This window comes from Pseudomonas sp. MF09156, assembly GCF_059862305.1.
This window is the reverse complement of the sequence record NZ_JCBCUR010000014.1, coordinates 1-16,757: the sequence shown is the minus strand read 5'-3', so window position 1 is coordinate 16,757 and position 16,757 is coordinate 1. Positions and strand designations below refer to the sequence as shown.

10 protein-coding genes and 1 tRNA gene are annotated in these 16,757 nt (G+C 57.0%); 8 read left to right on the top strand and 3 right to left on the bottom strand.

The window, feature by feature from the left end:
• Window positions 1-29 precede the first annotated feature (29 nt).
• The 5 genes from nosZ (at window position 30) to AC19YY_RS23570 (ending at window position 5,640) form a co-directional block, all read left to right on the top strand.
• On the top strand, window positions 30-1,952 hold the full coding sequence (nosZ, locus tag AC19YY_RS23590) for a TAT-dependent nitrous-oxide reductase (protein ID WP_169957073.1): 1,923 nt from the start codon (window positions 30-32) through the stop codon (window positions 1,950-1,952).
• Between the two features lie 172 nt (window positions 1,953-2,124).
• Window positions 2,125-3,372: a nitrous oxide reductase family maturation protein NosD gene (locus AC19YY_RS23585; protein WP_500604992.1), complete on the top strand. Its 1,248-nt coding sequence runs from the start codon at window positions 2,125-2,127 to the stop codon at window positions 3,370-3,372.
• Window positions 3,372-4,283: an ABC transporter ATP-binding protein gene (locus tag AC19YY_RS23580; RefSeq protein WP_169957087.1), complete on the top strand. Its 912-nt coding sequence runs from the start codon at window positions 3,372-3,374 to the stop codon at window positions 4,281-4,283. Before AC19YY_RS23585 ends, AC19YY_RS23580 begins: the two co-directional genes overlap by 1 nt.
• Complete coding sequence (locus tag AC19YY_RS23575) at window positions 4,280-5,110, top strand: ABC transporter permease (RefSeq protein WP_432754305.1); 831 nt, start codon at window positions 4,280-4,282, stop codon at window positions 5,108-5,110. The genes AC19YY_RS23580 and AC19YY_RS23575 overlap by 4 nt, the downstream gene beginning before the upstream one ends.
• A gap of 26 nt (window positions 5,111-5,136) precedes the next feature.
• Window positions 5,137-5,640 (top strand): nitrous oxide reductase accessory protein NosL, encoded by a 504-nt coding sequence (locus tag AC19YY_RS23570; RefSeq protein ID WP_169957071.1) that lies wholly within the window; start codon window positions 5,137-5,139, stop codon window positions 5,638-5,640.
• Window positions 5,641-6,046: 406 nt separating this feature from the next.
• Here AC19YY_RS23570 and AC19YY_RS23565 read toward each other — a convergent pair whose 3' ends face one another.
• The gene (locus AC19YY_RS23565) at window positions 6,047-7,333 is read right to left on the bottom strand and encodes an MFS transporter (RefSeq protein ID WP_500604956.1); all 1,287 of its coding nucleotides are present in this window, start codon (window positions 7,331-7,333) and stop codon (window positions 6,047-6,049) included.
• 144 nt (window positions 7,334-7,477) lie between these two features.
• Here AC19YY_RS23565 and ggt point away from each other — a divergent pair, with 144 nt between their 5' ends.
• Together ggt and AC19YY_RS23555 are read left to right on the top strand one after the other, a co-directional pair.
• Window positions 7,478-9,202 (top strand): gamma-glutamyltransferase, encoded by a 1,725-nt coding sequence (gene ggt / locus AC19YY_RS23560; RefSeq protein ID WP_170057134.1) that lies wholly within the window; start codon window positions 7,478-7,480, stop codon window positions 9,200-9,202.
• Between the two features lie 239 nt (window positions 9,203-9,441).
• A tRNA-Cys gene (locus tag AC19YY_RS23555) sits at window positions 9,442-9,515 on the top strand.
• 326 nt (window positions 9,516-9,841) lie between these two features.
• Here the strand turns inward: AC19YY_RS23555 and AC19YY_RS23550 are convergent.
• A complete protein-coding gene (locus AC19YY_RS23550) occupies window positions 9,842-10,735 on the bottom strand; it encodes a hypothetical protein (protein WP_500604955.1) in 894 nt (297 codons plus the stop codon).
• Window positions 10,736-10,877: 142 nt separating this feature from the next.
• The gene (locus AC19YY_RS23545) at window positions 10,878-11,807 is read right to left on the bottom strand and encodes an AbiTii domain-containing protein (RefSeq protein ID WP_500604954.1); all 930 of its coding nucleotides are present in this window, start codon (window positions 11,805-11,807) and stop codon (window positions 10,878-10,880) included.
• 496 nt (window positions 11,808-12,303) lie between these two features.
• Here AC19YY_RS23545 and AC19YY_RS23540 point away from each other — a divergent pair, with 496 nt between their 5' ends.
• Window positions 12,304-16,644 (top strand): NACHT domain-containing protein, encoded by a 4,341-nt coding sequence (locus AC19YY_RS23540; protein WP_500604953.1) that lies wholly within the window; start codon window positions 12,304-12,306, stop codon window positions 16,642-16,644.
• The last annotated feature ends 113 nt before the right edge of the window (window positions 16,645-16,757 follow it).

Sequence of the window (16,757 nt, the reverse complement as noted above, 5' to 3'; positions counted from 1 at the left end):
GCACCCACTTTTCATATCTGGAGCACATCATGAACGACAGCGAATCGAACAAAACCGGGACCACCCCGGAACCCGAAGGCATGAGCCGGCGTGGTTTCCTTGGCACTGGCGCCGTCACCGGCGCGGTGCTGGCAGGGGCCTCGGCCCTCGGCGGTACGGTGTTTACCCGCGAGTCCTTTGCGGCGGCGGCCAAGGAAGCCAAGTCGAAAATCCATGTGGGCCCAGGGGAGCTGGATCAGTACTACGGGTTCTGGAGCGGCGGCCACCAGGGCGAAGTGCGGGTGTTGGGCGTGCCGTCAATGCGCGAGCTGATGCGCATCCCGGTGTTTAACGTCGATTCGGCTACCGGCTGGGGCCTGACCAACGAGAGCAAGCGCATCCTGGGGGAGGGCGCCAAGTACCAGAACGGCGATTGCCATCACCCGCACTTGTCCACCACCGATGGCCGCTACGACGGCAAATACCTGTTTATCAACGACAAGGCCAACACTCGCGTGGCGCGGATCCGCCTGGACATCATGAAGTGCGACAAGATCGTCACCGTGCCCAACGCCCAGGCGATCCACGGCCTGCGCCTGCAAAAGGTGCCGTACACCAAGTACGTGTTCTGCAACGCCGAGTTCATCATCCCGCACCCCAATGACGGCCACACCTTCGACCTGCAGGACAAGAACAGCTTCACCCTGTTCAACGCCATCGACGCCGAGAAGATGGAAATGGCTTTCCAGGTCATCGTCGACGGCAACCTCGACAACGCCGACATGGACTACACCGGCAAATACGCGGCGGCCACCTGCTACAACTCGGAAAAGGCCTCCGACCTGGGCGGCATGATGCGCAACGAACGCGACTGGGTGGTGGTATTCAACATCCCGCGCATCGAGGCGGCGATCAAGGCCGGCAAGTTCATCAACCTTGACGGGGTCAAGGTGCCGGTGGTGGACGGGCGCAAGGGCGACGACGGCAAGGACAGCGAATTCACCCGCTATATCCCGGTGCCGAAGAACCCCCACGGTTGCAATACCTCGCCGGACGGTAAGTACTTTATCGCCAACGGCAAGCTGTCGCCGACCTGCACCATCATTGCCATCGACAAGCTCGACGACCTGTTCAGCGACAAGATCAAAGACCCGCGCGGCGTGGTGGTCGGCGAGCCGGAGCTGGGCCTGGGCCCGCTGCACACCACCTACGATGGCCGGGGTTTTGCCTACACCACGCTGTTTATCGACAGCCAGGTGGTCAAGTGGAACATCGCCGAAGCCATCCGCGCCTACGGCGGTGAGAAGGTCAACTACATCAAGCAGAAGCTCGATGTGCACTACCAGCCTGGCCACAACCACGCCTCGCTCACCGAAACCCGGGATGCCGACGGCCAATGGCTGGTGGTACTGAGCAAGTTCTCCAAGGACCGCTTCCTGCCCACCGGCCCGTTGCACCCGGAAAACGACCAGTTGATCGATATCTCCGGCGATGAAATGAAACTGGTCCACGACGGCCCGACCTTCGCCGAACCCCACGACTGCGTGATGGCGCGGCGCGACCAGATCAAGACCAAGAAAATCTGGGAGCGCAACGACCCGTTCTTTGCCGAAACCGTGGCCATTGCGGCCAAGGACGGGATCAAGCTGGAGACCGATAACAAGGTGATCCGCGACGGCAAGAAAGTGCGGGTGTACATGACCTCCATGGCGCCGACCTACGGCCTGACGGAATTCACCGTCAAACATGGCGATGAGGTCACCGTGACCATCACCAACATCGACCAGATCGAGGACGTGACCCATGGCTTTGTCATGACCAACCATGGCGTGAGCATGGAAATCAGCCCGCAGCAAACATCTTCCATCACCTTCATCGCCGACAAGCCGGGGCTGCATTGGTACTACTGCAGCTGGTTCTGCCATGCGCTGCATATGGAGATGGTGGGGCGGATGCTGGTGGAGCGCACTTAACGGCGAGCACCCAACAAATGTAGGCGCTGGCTTGCCTGCGATAGCGGTGCATCAGAAAACTGTCGGTTGCCTGACACACCGCTATCGCAGGCAAGCCAGCTCCCACATGGGATCTGTTTTGATCAAAAAGGAATACTCCGTGGCTCGACCCCGCACGTTATGGACCGGGTGTGTGTGGCTGCTATTTTCGGCCACCGCCAGTGCCGCTGTACTGCCCATCACCGACCTGCCGTTGGTAGCCGCAGGCCCGCACCGCTGGCAATTGCCCGCCGGTGACTACCAGGGCTCCTTCAGCATCGACCAGCCCCTGCAACTGACTTGCGAACCCGGTGCGGTGATCCACAGCCAGGGCCAGGGCAATGGTCTGCTGATCAACGCTGCCGACGTCACCGTCGAGGGCTGCACCTTCCTCGACTGGGGCCATGACCTCACCGCGATGAACGCGGCCATTTTCATCCAGCCCAAGGCCCACGGCGCCTTGATCAAGAACAACCGCCTGCGCGGCCAGGGGTTTGGCGTGTGGGTCGATGGCACGGCGGATGTGAGCGTGATCGACAACCAGATCCAGGGCGACCCGACCATGCGTTCCCAGGACCGGGGCAATGGCATCCATTTGTACGCGGTCAAGGGCGCGCGGGTGATCGGCAACCTGGTGCGCGATGCCCGCGATGGCATCTACATCGACACCTCCAACGGCAACCTGCTGCAAGGCAACACCCTGGAAGACCTGCGCTACGGCATCCACTACATGTTCGCCAACGACAACCAGGTGCTCGGCAACATCACCCGCCGCACCCGCACCGGCTATGCGCTGATGCAAAGCCGCAAGCTGACGGTGATCGGCAATCGCTCCGAGCAGGACCAGAACTACGGGATCCTGATGAACTACATCACCTATTCCACCCTGCGCGACAACGTGGTCAACGACGTGCGCGACGGCACCACCGGCGACACCATGATCACCGGGGCCGAAGGCAAGGCGCTGTTTATCTACAACTCGCTGTTCAACAGCATCGAACACAACCACTTTGGGCGCAGCGCGGTGGGCATCCACCTCACGGCCGGCTCCGAAGACAACCGGATTGCCAACAATGCCTTTGTCGGCAACCAGCGCCAGGTCAAGTACGTGGCCACCCGCTTGCAGGAATGGTCGGCAGATGGTCGCGGCAATTACTGGAGCGATTACCTGGGCTGGGACCGCAATAACGACGGCCTGGGGGATGTGGCCTACGAGCCCAACGATAACGTCGACCGCCTGCTGTGGCTGTATCCCCAGGTGCGCCTGCTGATGAACAGCCCCGGCATCGAGTTGCTGCGCTGGGTGCAACGGGCGTTTCCGGTGATCAAGTCGCCGGGGGTGATGGACAGCCATCCGCTGATGAAAGACCCCACGCTTTCCCCGCTCAAGGAGCCCGCATGATGCCTGTCGTCGAAATCGAAGGCGTGACCCAGCGCTATGGGCCCGCCACTGTGCTGCATGACTTGAGTCTGAGCCTGGCGCCCGGGGAGGTGCTGGGCCTGTTCGGCCATAACGGCGCGGGAAAGACCACCAGCATGAAACTGATCCTCGGTTTATTGCAGGCAAGCAGCGGCCAGGTACGGGTGTTTGGCCGCGCGCCCAGTGATCCCCAGGTGCGCCGGATGCTCGGCTATCTGCCGGAAAACGTCACGTTCTACCCGCAACTCAGCGGCCTGGAGACCTTGCAGCATTTTGCCCGGCTCAAGGGCGCGCCGATGAGCCAGGTCTCGACGTTGCTGGAAGACGTCGGCCTGACAGCGGCGGCGCGGCGGCGGGTCAAGACCTATTCCAAGGGCATGCGCCAGCGCCTCGGCCTGGCCCAGGCCCTGCTTGGCGAGCCGCGCCTGTTGCTGCTCGACGAACCCACCGTGGGCCTGGACCCGATCGCCACCCAGGATTTGTACTGCTTGCTCGACCGCCTGCGCGGGCAGGGCACCAGCATCATCCTCTGCTCCCATGTGCTGCCGGGCGTGGAGGCCCATATCAACCGTGCCGCGATCCTCACCCAGGGCCGCCTGCTGGCCCTCGGCACCCTGGCGGCCTTGCGCGAAGAAGCGGGGCTGCCGACCCTGATCCGCAGCAGCGGCCTGCAACGTGCGGCGCTCTTGCAAAAACGCTGGAGCGAGGCCGGCCACGTGACCCAGCGCTGGGGCGCGCAAGGGCTGCAAGTGGCGGCGTTCAATGGCAACAAGCTGGACCTGCTGCGCCAGTTGCTCGACCAGGACAGCCCCACTGACGTGGAAATTGTCGTGCCGTCCCTGGAAGACCTGTACCGCCATTACATGGACAGCCCTGTGGAGCGTGCCCAATGACGCCGATCTGGAACATGGCCCGCAAAGAGTTCAGCGATGGCCTGCGCAACCGTTGGTTATTGGCCATCAGCCTGTTGTTCGCGGTGCTGGCCATCGGTATTGGGTGGCTCGGTGCGGCGGCGTCCGGGCAACTGGGCTTTACCTCGATCCCGGCAACCATCGCCAGCCTGGCTAGCCTGGCGACCTTCCTGATGCCATTGATTGCGCTGTTGCTGGCCTATGACGCGATTGTTGGCGAGGACGAAAGCGGCACCTTGCTGCTGTTGCTCACCTATCCCCTGGGGCGTGGGCAGATCCTGCTCGGCAAGTTTGTCGGGCATGGGCTGATCCTGGCGCTGGCGACCTTTATCGGATTCGGCTGCGCCATGCTCGCCATCGCGCTGCTGGTGGATGACGTCGAGTTCAGCCTGCTGCTCTGGGCCTTTGGCCGCTTCATGCTGACCTCGACCTTGCTCGGCTGGGGCTTTTTGGGGATGGCGTATGTGTTGAGCAGCGTCTCGGCGGAAAAGTCCACGGCGGCCGGGTTGGCCCTGGGGGTGTGGTTCTTTTTTGTGCTGGTCTTTGACCTGGCATTGCTGGCGCTGCTGGTGCTCAGCGAGGGGCAGTTCAGCCCGACGCTGCTGCCCTGGCTGTTGCTGTTCAACCCGGCGGATGTGTACCGGCTGATCAACCTGTCGGGCTTCGATGCCGGCCCCGCGTCGGTAGGCGTGATGGCCCTGGGCGGTGACTTGGCAGTGCCGGAGGCGGCGTTGTGGCTGTGCCTGGCGGCGTGGGTCGCCGGGCCGCTGGCCTGGGCCTATTGGCTGTTCGGGCGGCGCGCGGCATGAATTTTTTATCGGTGGAGTAGCTGAGCATGAAAATCGGATGGGTGTTGCTGTTGAGCCTGCTGTTGGTGGGGTGTGACAAGCCGGTGGCGGCGGGGGCAGGTGATGGGCCGGTGGCGTTCCATCCGGCGGATGAGTGCCATGTGTGTGGCATGGTGATCAGCGAATTCCCGGGGCCCAAGGGCGAGGTGGTGGAGCAGGGCGCGGCGAAGAAGTTCTGCTCGACCGCAGAAATGCTCGGCTGGTGGTTGCAGCCGGAAAATCATCATGCCCAGTCAAAGCTGTATGTGCATGACATGGGGCGCAGCCATTGGAATACCCCGGACGATGCCCACCTGATCGACGCCAAGACCGCCTACTACGTGCTCGGCACCGGGCTCAAGGGCGCCATGGGCGTGGTGCTGGCCTCGTTTGCCGAGCAGGCGGTGGCGCAGAAAGTCGCGGCAGATACTGGCGGGCGGGTGCTGCGTTTCGAAGAGATAGACCTGGCACTGTTGCAGCAGCCGAGTGGCATGGCCCATAGCGGTCATTGAGCCTGCCTCCCCCCTGTGGGAGCGGGCTTGCCCGCGATGACGGCAGTTCAGTCAGCATTTCTGGCGGCTGACACACCGCTATCGCAGGCAAGCCCCAATGCCGATCAGTTAAGCGAACGCAATGCTCAAAGCAGCGAAGATCAAATGTGGGAGCGGGCTTGCCCGCGAAGACGGCAGTTCAGTCAGCATTTCTGGCGGATGACACACCGCTATCGCAGGCAAGCCCCAATGCCGATCAGTTAAGCGAACGAAATGCTCAAAGCAGCGAAGATCAAATGTGGGAGCGGGCTTGTCGGATCGCCGCATCGCCGCGAAGACGTCGGCCCAGCAACCATTGATGTTGACTGACCCACTGCTTTCGCGAGCAAGCCCGCTCCCACAGGGGTATGTAGCTTCGCGCTCGCTCCTAGCGGTTGACCAATTTCGCCGGCAACGCAATCACCAGCAAACAACTGAGCAGCAGGCTGGCGGCAAAGAACCACATGGCCCCAGCGCTGCTGCCGGTGATATCTATCGCCAGGCCCATCAACGAGTTGCTGACCAGCCCGGCGATATTCGCCAGGGAGCACGCCAGGGCAAAACCGGTGGCCGCCGCAGTGCCGGTAAGGAAGGTCGCCGGCAGGCTGAAAAACACCGGCACCGCACCGAGGATCGCTGCCGAAGCCACGGCAAACAGGGCCACGGTGGCGATCACGTTATGGGTGAAGAACGTGCTGCTGGCCATGGCCGCGGCGCCCACCAAAAACGGCACGATAATGTGCCAGCGGCGTTCACGGTATTTGTCGGAACTGGCGCCGATCAGCAGCATGCCCGCCAGCGCGGCGACGCTGGGCAGGGCGGTGAGCAGGCCGATATGGAACGTGTCGCTGACCCCCGCGTTGCGGATCAGGGTCGGCATCCAGAAGCCCATGGCGTAGGCACTGAGCAGGATCGAAAAATCAATCCCGCCAAGCATCCACACCTTGAGGTTGAAGAACCCCTCGCGAAAACGCCGTGGGCTTTGACTGGCCTGGCTGTCATCGGCCTGCAACTGCTGTTGCAGCAGGGTCTTTTCGGCGGCTGACAACCATTTGGCCTGGTGATAGGTATTGGGCAGCGCCCAGAACGCCAATACCCCCAACAGCACGCTGGGCAGCGCTTCGAGCAGGAACAGCCATTGCCAGCCACGCAGGCCACCTACCTGGTCGAAGTGGCCCATGATCCAGCCGGACAACGGCCCGCCAATCACACTGGACAGCGGCAGGCCGATCATGAACAGCGCAAACACCCGCCCCCGGCGATGGGTGGGGAACCAGGTGGTCAGGTAATACAACACCCCCGGCAGGAATCCCGCTTCGGCGACGCCGAGCAAAAACCGCAGCACATAGAACTGGGTGGTGGAGGTGACTAGCAACGTGCAGGCCGAGAGCAGGCCCCAGGTGATCATGATGCGCGCGATCCAGATCCGTGCGCCGACGCGCTCGAGGATCAGGTTGCTCGGTACTTCAAACAGGATATAGCCGACAAAAAACAGGCCGGCGCCCAGGCCGAACGCGGTTTCGCTGAACTGCAACTGGTCTTGCATCTGCAACTTGGCAAAACCGATGTTGATGCGGTCCAGGTAGGCCGCCAGGTAGCAGAAGCACAGGAACGGAATCAGCTTCCAGGTGATCTTGTGGTACAGCGCGTGGATTGGGTCGGCGACCGTGGGCATCGGTGTGTCTCATGGGCAATGAGGAGGGCGGGGCGAATATAGCATTCCGTCACCGACAAGCTCTGTCTGAAAAGCGCCACTTGGCTGGGGTTGCTGTGCGAAAGAAGCTACGTTTAACGCTTCTAATAAACAGAGTATCCACGGATGAACTACCAACCCTTTACCCGAACCTTGATCGCGACGGCCCTGGTCCTGACATTCAGCTGTGTGCAGGCGGCCTCCCAGGCCCCGGTGGCCGGTGAAAACGGCATGGTGGTGACGGCCCAGCATTTGGCGACCCACGTGGGTGTCGATGTGTTGAAGGCTGGCGGCAACGCCGTGGATGCGGCAGTGGCCGTGGGATACGCCCTGGCGGTGGTCTACCCGGCAGCGGGCAATCTCGGCGGCGGTGGGTTCATGACCGTGCAATTGGCGGACGGGCGCAAGACCTTCCTCGACTTCCGCGAAAAAGCCCCCTTGGCGGCCACCGCCGACATGTACCTGGACAAGGACGGCAATGTCGTCCCTGGCCTCAGCGCCAAGGGCCACCTGGCGGTCGGCGTGCCCGGCACCGTCTCCGGCATGGAGCTGGCCCTGAGTAAATACGGGACCCTCAAGCGTGCCCAGGTGATCGCGCCGGCTATCAAGCTTGCAGAAAACGGCTTTGCCCTCGACCAGGGCGATATCGACATGCTGCACAGCGCCACCGAAGAATTCAAAAAAGACCAGGACCTGCGCGGCATCTTCCTCAACAAAGGCGAGCCGCTGCAGGTTGGGCAGAAACTGGTGCAAAAAGACCTCGCGCGGACCCTGCGGGAAATCTCCGCCAAGGGCGCCGATGGCTTCTACAAAGGCTGGGTGGCCAAGGCTATCGTCGACTCCAGCCAGGCTGGCAAGGGCATCATCGCCCAGGCCGACCTGGACAAATACCAGACCCGCGAGCTGGCCCCCATCGAATGCGACTACCGCGGCTACCACGTAGTTTCGGCGCCGCCACCGAGCTCGGGCGGCCTGGTGATCTGCCAGATCATGAACATCCTCGAAGGCTACCCCATGGCCGAACTGGGCTACGGCTCGGCCCAGGGCACCCATTACCAGATCGAAGCCATGCGCCACGCCTACGTCGACCGCAACAGCTACCTGGGCGACCCGGACTTCGTGCAGAACCCCGTGGAGCATCTGCTGGACAAGAACTACGCGGCCAAACTGCGCGCCGCCATCGAACCGCAAAAGGCCGGCGACTCCATGGCCATCAAGCCCGGCGTTGCGCCCCATGAAGGCAGCAACACCACCCATTACTCCATCGTCGACAAATGGGGCAACGCGGTGTCGGTGACCTACACCCTCAACGACTGGTTCGGTGCCGGCGTCATGGCCAGCAAGACCGGGGTGATCCTCAACGACGAAATGGACGACTTCACCGTCAAGGTCGGCGTGCCAAACATGTACGGGCTGGTCCAGGGCGAAGCCAACGCCATCGCCCCGGGCAAGGCACCCCTGTCGTCCATGAGCCCGACCATCGTGACCAAGGACGGCAAGGCCGTGATGGTCATCGGCACACCGGGGGGCAGCCGCATCATCACCGCCACCTTGCTCACCATCCTCAACGTCATCGACTACAAGATGAACATCCAGGAAGCCGTCAACGCTCCACGTTTCCACCAACAGTGGATGCCCGACACCACCAACCTCGAAACCTTCGCCTTGAGCCCCGACACCCAGAAAATCCTCGAAAGCTGGGGCCACAAATTCGCCGGCCCCCAAGACGCCAATCACCTGGCCGCGATCCTCGTCGGCGCCCCGTCCCTGGACGGCAAGCCCGTGGGCAACAACCGCTTCTACGGCGCCAACGACCCACGGCGCAATACTGGGCTGTCACTGGGCTACTAAGCATAGGCAGGGCAGGGGCGTGTTCTCCCAGACCGCCCCGGCTCTGCCCTACAGAAGAATATTTTTTGAAATCAAGGGGTTGCCAGCCCCAGCAAATGAGTACATAATTGCCGCCATTGAACGCGCTGAGACATAAAAAACTTCAATGTTTTCAATGAGATAGAGTAGAGGCAAGCTTCACATAGCCCACTCAAGTTTATATGCGGTGAATGTCAGTGGTTTTGGCATTGATCGTTTGAGGCCGAGTAGCAAAATGGTTATGCAGCGGATTGCAAATCCGCCTACGCCGGTTCGATTCCGACCTCGGCCTCCACTCTTGAAAGCCCCGTAGATCAATGGTCTACGGGGTTTTTTATTGCCTAAGATTTGACGATCACTTCCGCAATTTTTCGGATCGCTTCCGCAACCCTATCTGTTTTCTGGCAATTTAAGACGCCATTATCGGTATGCGTCTCCTCGATTGGGCATGGGATTGTGCTCGAGATTAAGCGTCCACTAACGGCCAAAAGCAGACAGTCTAACTCGGACTAGGCTGGTGTTCCTGTGGCCCGAAAGAATCTATGAAACTAGGGGCGATTTACAGTTCACAGCTAGAGGCCAAATCAATCTTTCCGATCCATCGCATGTGCGAGTTAAATTCTATCGAATCCGGTCTAGCTCAGCCTTTTTAGTTGCCTTAACACTTGCAGCGGCCCGCAAAGAAGCTTTTGCGAGCTTTGTATGTTCCTTAAGCTTTTTAAGCGAGTATGGAAGTACCAGTTTAACGGGAGACTTTATAAATTCGACTCCATGAGCCCGTTTGTACGATTCACGAAGCGTGCTACTTATATTTGAACCGCTTATGAGTCTTACTATCAAGCCAGATCTCTCCATTAATGGTCGGAGCTGGTCGTCGTTCCTTGACACCAGGCAGCAATAAAAAATATACCTAGCTTCACCAAACGTGATTTGACTGGAAACTATGTCCCAATAAGGCTTCCTTTCTTGATCGATTGGAAGATCTCGCTCGATCAATTCCAGAATATTCTGAAGCGTACCAAGATAACGAGCCTGTCGAACAATGTGTTTTTGAATTTCCACGAACAAATGATATTCGTATACGACTTGACCATGATCGACCTGTAGAAAGCTACTATGTCGCTTCATTGCATCTGTAAATTTCTTGCTATAGTAATAAAGCGCGCCAATGCCTTCGTGAGCTTTACCTTCGAAATCTATAACTCTTACGTCTTCTAGATTCCTTCTGCAAAGCTCCAGCAAACGATAAAAAGAACCCTCGAATCTTTGAATTCTAAAAATTTCTCTCGATTCGGTGAGCTCTTTTCTTTGCAACAATATGGTTAGAATAATTCCCGCAAAAGCCAAGCCGGAAAACAGAGAAGTTACCACGCCAAAACTGTCACCAAAAGTCCCAGCCTTTGCAATTGAGTATTCGGTTATCGGCCATGTTTTATACAGTACGAGGGATCCATAGGAGCCGAATATTAAAAGTACGCCTATACCGACTGTGATTGTTATTTTTGTCAAGTTCATCAACATCTCTCAATGAAGTTAGTTTTATAATTGTTACGCACAGCCTGCAGAAGCCGAATCGAAAAAATTAATCTGCACCCGTCTTTCAACTCTGAAGGGAACTCATTCTAAGAGCCGAACATTGTCAAAAAGCTCTGAAGCTTCAATCTTCTGAAATATGCAGAACCTCACCTAATAATAAGTAGCAGTTCAGAAATAGCGATCTAGCTTCTTCGGCAGACACATCGTTATGCACGCCAACAGAAACTCTTTCATAAAAATTCGAAAGATTTTGACGGATCTTGGCTTTACGCGATTTGCTTTCAACTCTTTCATTGACGAATGCATTAATCCTATTTTGATGCTTGTTGGCGCCCAGAGTAATTTCGTTCCCCCCAATGTTAACTGTTGTTTCTCTCGGAGGAAAAATTGAATCTGCAAAAGAATCAATTATTCTGCGTACGGTTGTCAACGCTTGGCTGATGGATTCCGAATTCCCTTCTGCCAATCTTGATATTACCGATGGTATCTGCTCTAGAACGTCGCCACAATTGGCAGATATTAGGCTATCAACGTCGCTTTTATATTTTTCGAAGATGGATTCGGACAAGTTGTCAAATTCCTTTTCATAATATATTCCAGAAACAAATGTATGCAGGATCGAAAGAACGCGACTTTTAATTCCGCTTAAGGTGGATATATAGTTTGTCGTATTGGTCAGCTGCTTTTCATGCATGTCCATGATACGGTATGCCCAGTCCCCGCTAGTATCGGGAGTGGTAAGAGATTTTAACTTTATGTTCTGGGCTGCCAGTGCTGCCTCCTGCTGTGCGAGAGGACCCCAGTAGCCTTTCTTCTCCTCTCTATTGATCCATCTACCTGTAAGACCCATATATTTGATCGATACTTCATTTGTTCCGCTATACCCTTGCATCTCCAGACTGATCCAATATTTGATCTCGTCAGAGCCAACCCATCGAGCGAGCCTTGAAGCTTTCAAAAGCAAGGACTCAGCGGGCAGCCTGCTTAGTTCGATGTCGTCCAGTAGCTCTTTGGCTAGGGCTAAAATATGCTCTGATCTACTTTGTTCCACAGAAAGCTCCTAGCGCGTAAGAAAAATTTCCTTTCCTTCGTAGTACCATAATGCCACTGCAATGTCGATCATGCGCTTTTGTACGATTGATGGTGATCATGAGTGCCTGCTAATGGCCGATTTTTGCCGTTCGTGACGGGCAGCGATCAACCCAAAGCGGACAATGCCGGCAGGCTTCAATCGATCATGGACGGTTCATCCAAGTGGGTAGAGTCAAAGCAAATGGAGGACGGTAACATCGAGCCTACATGACCGAGTAGCCGGCTTACGCGGCGCCATGCTTAATACTCTATTCGGTGCCAGGTGCCGTCGAGGTGAGGTGTGGAACCAACGTTGGTTGGCTAAGTATCCTGTGCGTCCGGCTGGCGAACTGTACAAGTAAACGGGATCTGCAGAGCAGACCAGTATAAGCACTAGGAGCGTAGCTGTGGCAGCAACCAATAAGACAAGGAAACCGAGCCCTGCGTCGATGCGGGCCTCGGCAAAGAAGTCGACAATGAGCGTACTTGCTCGGGCCCTTCATTCATTGCCTGCAAGCGGTGAGGCAGGTTTTGAAGGATTGATTGCCAAATTGCTGACGAAGCTCACGGAGGTCCCGTTTCTTGTGCGGAGATCCGGTTCCCAACAAGGGCGCGATTTGGACTCCAATGTCAACGCAGATGAATGCATCTTCGTCGAGTGCAAGCGGTACCAAGAGTCAAGCTCTCTTGACGAAAGGGGACTGCGCACGCAAATCGAAATTTCTATAAATGCATCGCCCAACTTAGATATGTGGGTCTTGGCGACTACGCGCACTGTGGACGCCTCGGCGGCAGAGTGGCTGGCGAAGAAAACGCGGGAAATGGGCGCTGACTTTTACGTCCTGTCTTGTGCCTCCCTTTCTCAACCCGCGGATCTCGACTACCTTGCAGCCGCTTTCTGGAACGATGTTGTTTCCTTCTGCAAAGGCAGCAGCATCGATAGTTCTGATTTACACGATTATCTTCATAAGGTGAGTGAGAGCGCCGGATTCGGGAACGCTCTGAAGCGCATCAGAAAAGCGTTCGAGAGCGCCACTGTTGGTCTGCCAAGCTTTCGCTCACGGTTGAATGCATCGCTATGCAAAGTCCTGGAAAATGAGGAAACCAGCCGTTTACGGCTGAATGCTCCCCTGGCGTCGGGCGCATTATCATCTGTGAATGTCCCACGGCCGGCCGTGCAGCAGCACCTTGAGTCCTTCGCTTCTACTTCCCGGGCAGCCGAAGCTCCCCGTATATGCGTCATTCAAGGTGATGAGGGAAACGGGAAGTCATGGGCAGTCGCCACATGGGTACGGGGGGTGATTTCCAAACAAGCTGCACCGCCTGTCTTCTGGTTCAAGTCTTCGGCAAGTAAGGACCTCGGCCTAAAAGATTTGGCCAGACTTGCCGTCACCCAACTGCAAACATCTGAAGAAGACATCTTCCGTCTGAAGCTTCAAAGGTGGCTTGGCAGCGCATCGGACTCGCGCGGAATCATCGTGCTGGATGGAATTAACGAAAGGCATAGCTTTCAGTTCTGGACCGATTACATAGCGAACCTAGTCGCCGAAGTTGGTCCGAACGTCCTATTTGTCATCACCTGTAGGCCTGATACCTGGCGCAAGCAGTTGAAGCCTCGACTCAATCTGCAGGCGATGGAGTTCGATCTCTCTGAATTCAACGAGCAAGAGTTCGCAGTTGCGATGCAGTACCAGTCCCGGGAAATCGTTGAGAAGCTTTGGGCTCTTGGACCTGTGGCTCGAAAGCCACGCTATTTGGCGGATGCGCTCGCTTACTTTCGGCAAGGTGGCGATGCGAGCGAGCTCACCGTCGAGATGCTTCAGTATCACGCTTGGAAAAATCGCTACCGCACGCGCATGGACTACCCGGTTGCTCCCGACGAGTTTGAGAACGTTCTGAAGCATCTTGCCGGCGAGATGAGCAGGCGCGTGACCGCAGGTGAATTGAAGGAATTACTCGCATTCAATCCGCACGCTGCTGATGCGTTATCCGAACTCGCGTCGGGGGGAGTGTTGCGCCAGGAAAAAACTACGCTCTACCTCGAGCGCCCATATCTCGTCGAAGGATTGAGCCTTCTTTTGATTGATGCGCTTGCGTTAGATGTCGGAACGGTCGCCGAATTACGCCAGCAGATTGGCATTTTCGTGCACGATACGCAGCGAAATCCGCTCACCGCCGAAATCTGTGCATCGGCGGCGTACAAAGCGCTGGCCGATGAGAAAATGAGAGACGATGTCGCTGTTGCCCTCACCTTGGAATTCTTGGACTGTCAGAACGCCGACCAGACTTCGGTCGAAGGGGTCATCGCGCTCGCCTCGAAGCGGCCCCACGTCATTGCTCAAGTTGCCGAGGAGCTGTGGGCAGTGGCAGGCGTGGATTCGACCATTGAGCAAATGATTCTACACGGGCTCATACAGATCGCTAAGCACGCAAGCCCTAGCAGTGCGATTGTGAACGTGCTTGCTCGCTGGACAAGCTTTATTCACGAGCACGGCGAGTTCTATCGGCATGATGCAGAGGCTTTAACGGAACGGACTAGCGCAAGTGTGACCGCAGTTGCACCCACCATAGGCCGAGTTCAACTCACCGAAGACGGGTCAGTAGTACTTAACCGGGTGGAGAACCAACGGCTTCTGCGACTCGCAAGGCTGGCACTGGCGGTAATTTCACAGGGGGACCGCCGGATTTTTTTCCAGGTCGCTTTCAATAGCTTAGTGGCTGATTCAGTCATGCTGACATTTAGAGGGCGTATCAGCGGTTGGATTCTTGGCTCCAGTAGGTCTGCGCTCGGCCAGCAAGTGGCCGCAGCTCTCCAACGAGTGGAGACGATGTCTTTGGTATCGGAAGATGGCAAGGCTCGAGTCAGAAGAACAATGCTCGAATCTGCAGCCGACCCGATTCTTGCCTCGCAATTGAGATCAGCGCGAAAGGCGTCCGAAGAGGCGATCCGCAACGATCCGCAGCTCAACCTTTATAGAAGCCCAAGCAGAGAGGAACTCCCGGCCTATCTGAGTAGAACTGACATGGGATTCAGAAGGAAGCTGCAAGCTGCGAACAAGTACGCATGGGATACAACATTTCACTATCCGAATGATTTCGTATGCGAGCTGCGAGCCTATGCGCAGAGTTTTCCAGTAGGGAACCGCCGCGTCGGGCGTGGGCAGACTATTGAGGACCACGACTGGGAGTTACTTGAGCCGCTGCTCTGCCGACTTTGCCAAGACGTATATGTGGCTACGGTTCGCGACTTCATCCGCACAATCGGGCAGCGGGAGAACGAAGCAATGTTTCCCTGGGCCCTTTCCGCACATAGCTACGTTAGCTTGTTCGAACCTATGGACGTTGCGTTGGTTCGACAAGCGTGGGAACGAGTACTTACCTCCGTGGACAACGATACGGACAATTTAAAGGCAACTGAATACACCCTGTTCGGCATGCTATTGGCACACTTGCCGCCGCAGGAGCAGGTCCAGGAGCTTCTGCGACGTGATAATTCCCGAGCTCATCTGGTGAGCTTTACAAATGAATTTCGGCAGCTCCCCCCCGATGTTCAGGAGCAAATAGCAGGTCTTGCGGAGGAAGATGACCAACTGTTGCCTGTGCTCTGGTACGCCGTAGCACAGAGAATGCCCACGAGCGCCGTTTGGCTACCGCTTATCGACCGGGCGCTTGCAATCTCTGACAGTGTCGTTCGCGGGTTCGCATTTGAATTGCTGTTCCATATGCCAAAAGCAGAGGTGTGCAAAAGACTCGACCGGTTGGAACTGACGCGCGAGCCTACGCATTTAGAGAATCATTGGTTCACCACACTTTTGCTTATGCACTCTACAGAGACACCATCTGCACTTCTCAACAGGTGCGACTTCGCCACCTGCGCACAAGAGCTTGGGAATGTTATTGGCGAGCGCCAGCACGAATTTGCGACAGCGTTTGCTGGGCATGTACTCGCTTGGCTACAGTTGCAGGTTGACCCGCAGCAGCCCCCCTCTCCTGAACTCAGAGTGACTGTCCAGGCGCCAGCACCAGATCGAAGAGGCGTGGCGTCTGTCTCAGTGGACTGGAGCCAAATTGACAGCACCGTATCCTTCCGTTCTGAGTTGTCATCATGGGGAGGGTTGGAGCAAGGCGACGGATTTGCTGCATTGCAGGACAGCTTTTCTGACCGCAAGTTTGCGGACCTACAGAAAGCTCTGAGAGATGGGATTAAGTCGTCAACTGAGCGCGGGAATTGGGCTTACACAGCCTTCTGGTCGGATTTAACGCTCAATGCAATGCTCGACAAAGTGTCTGGTTTTCGAGAGGAAGTCCAGGCGCTCATTGAATACGCCAAGAACCGCAATCGCCTGAGGTCTATCGGGAGCTTTGTTTCAGCGCTCGCCAGGGTGCTGCTCAATTCTGGCGACGCAATGGGGTTGGAGCTTATGAGCTTGATTCGAACGGATGATGTGGTGGTACGGACAGTTGATGGCCTGACTGAGGGGGACCTACTAGATGCGGCGCTATCGTCTTATCCCCGACCAAACGAAGCTTGCCATCTCTGGCTAGCACGCATCGATGCGTCAGAGAGCGACGCCTATGTTCTAGCCAATTGTGAGCTACTAATCCAAGGAGGAAATCGTGAATGGCTCCTTGGCCAGGCGGAACGCGATTTGAGCTCGGATGCTCCCTACTACAAACGTAGGGGGATGCTTCTGCTGGCTGGCTCTGGATGCGATAAATGTAATCTAGAGGCTGCGTTGCTCACACTCAGCGATGGCGCCACAGGACTAGAAGATGTCGTACAAACAGCGGCAGACTACATAGTGAATCGCCCCTAGTTTCGTAGACACCTCCAAGCCTTAAAATGAGGCCCATTAGGAGGTGCCATGAGCAACCAGCGTTATCCCGAAGAATTCAAAATCCAGGCGGTCAAGCAAGTGACCGAAAAGCA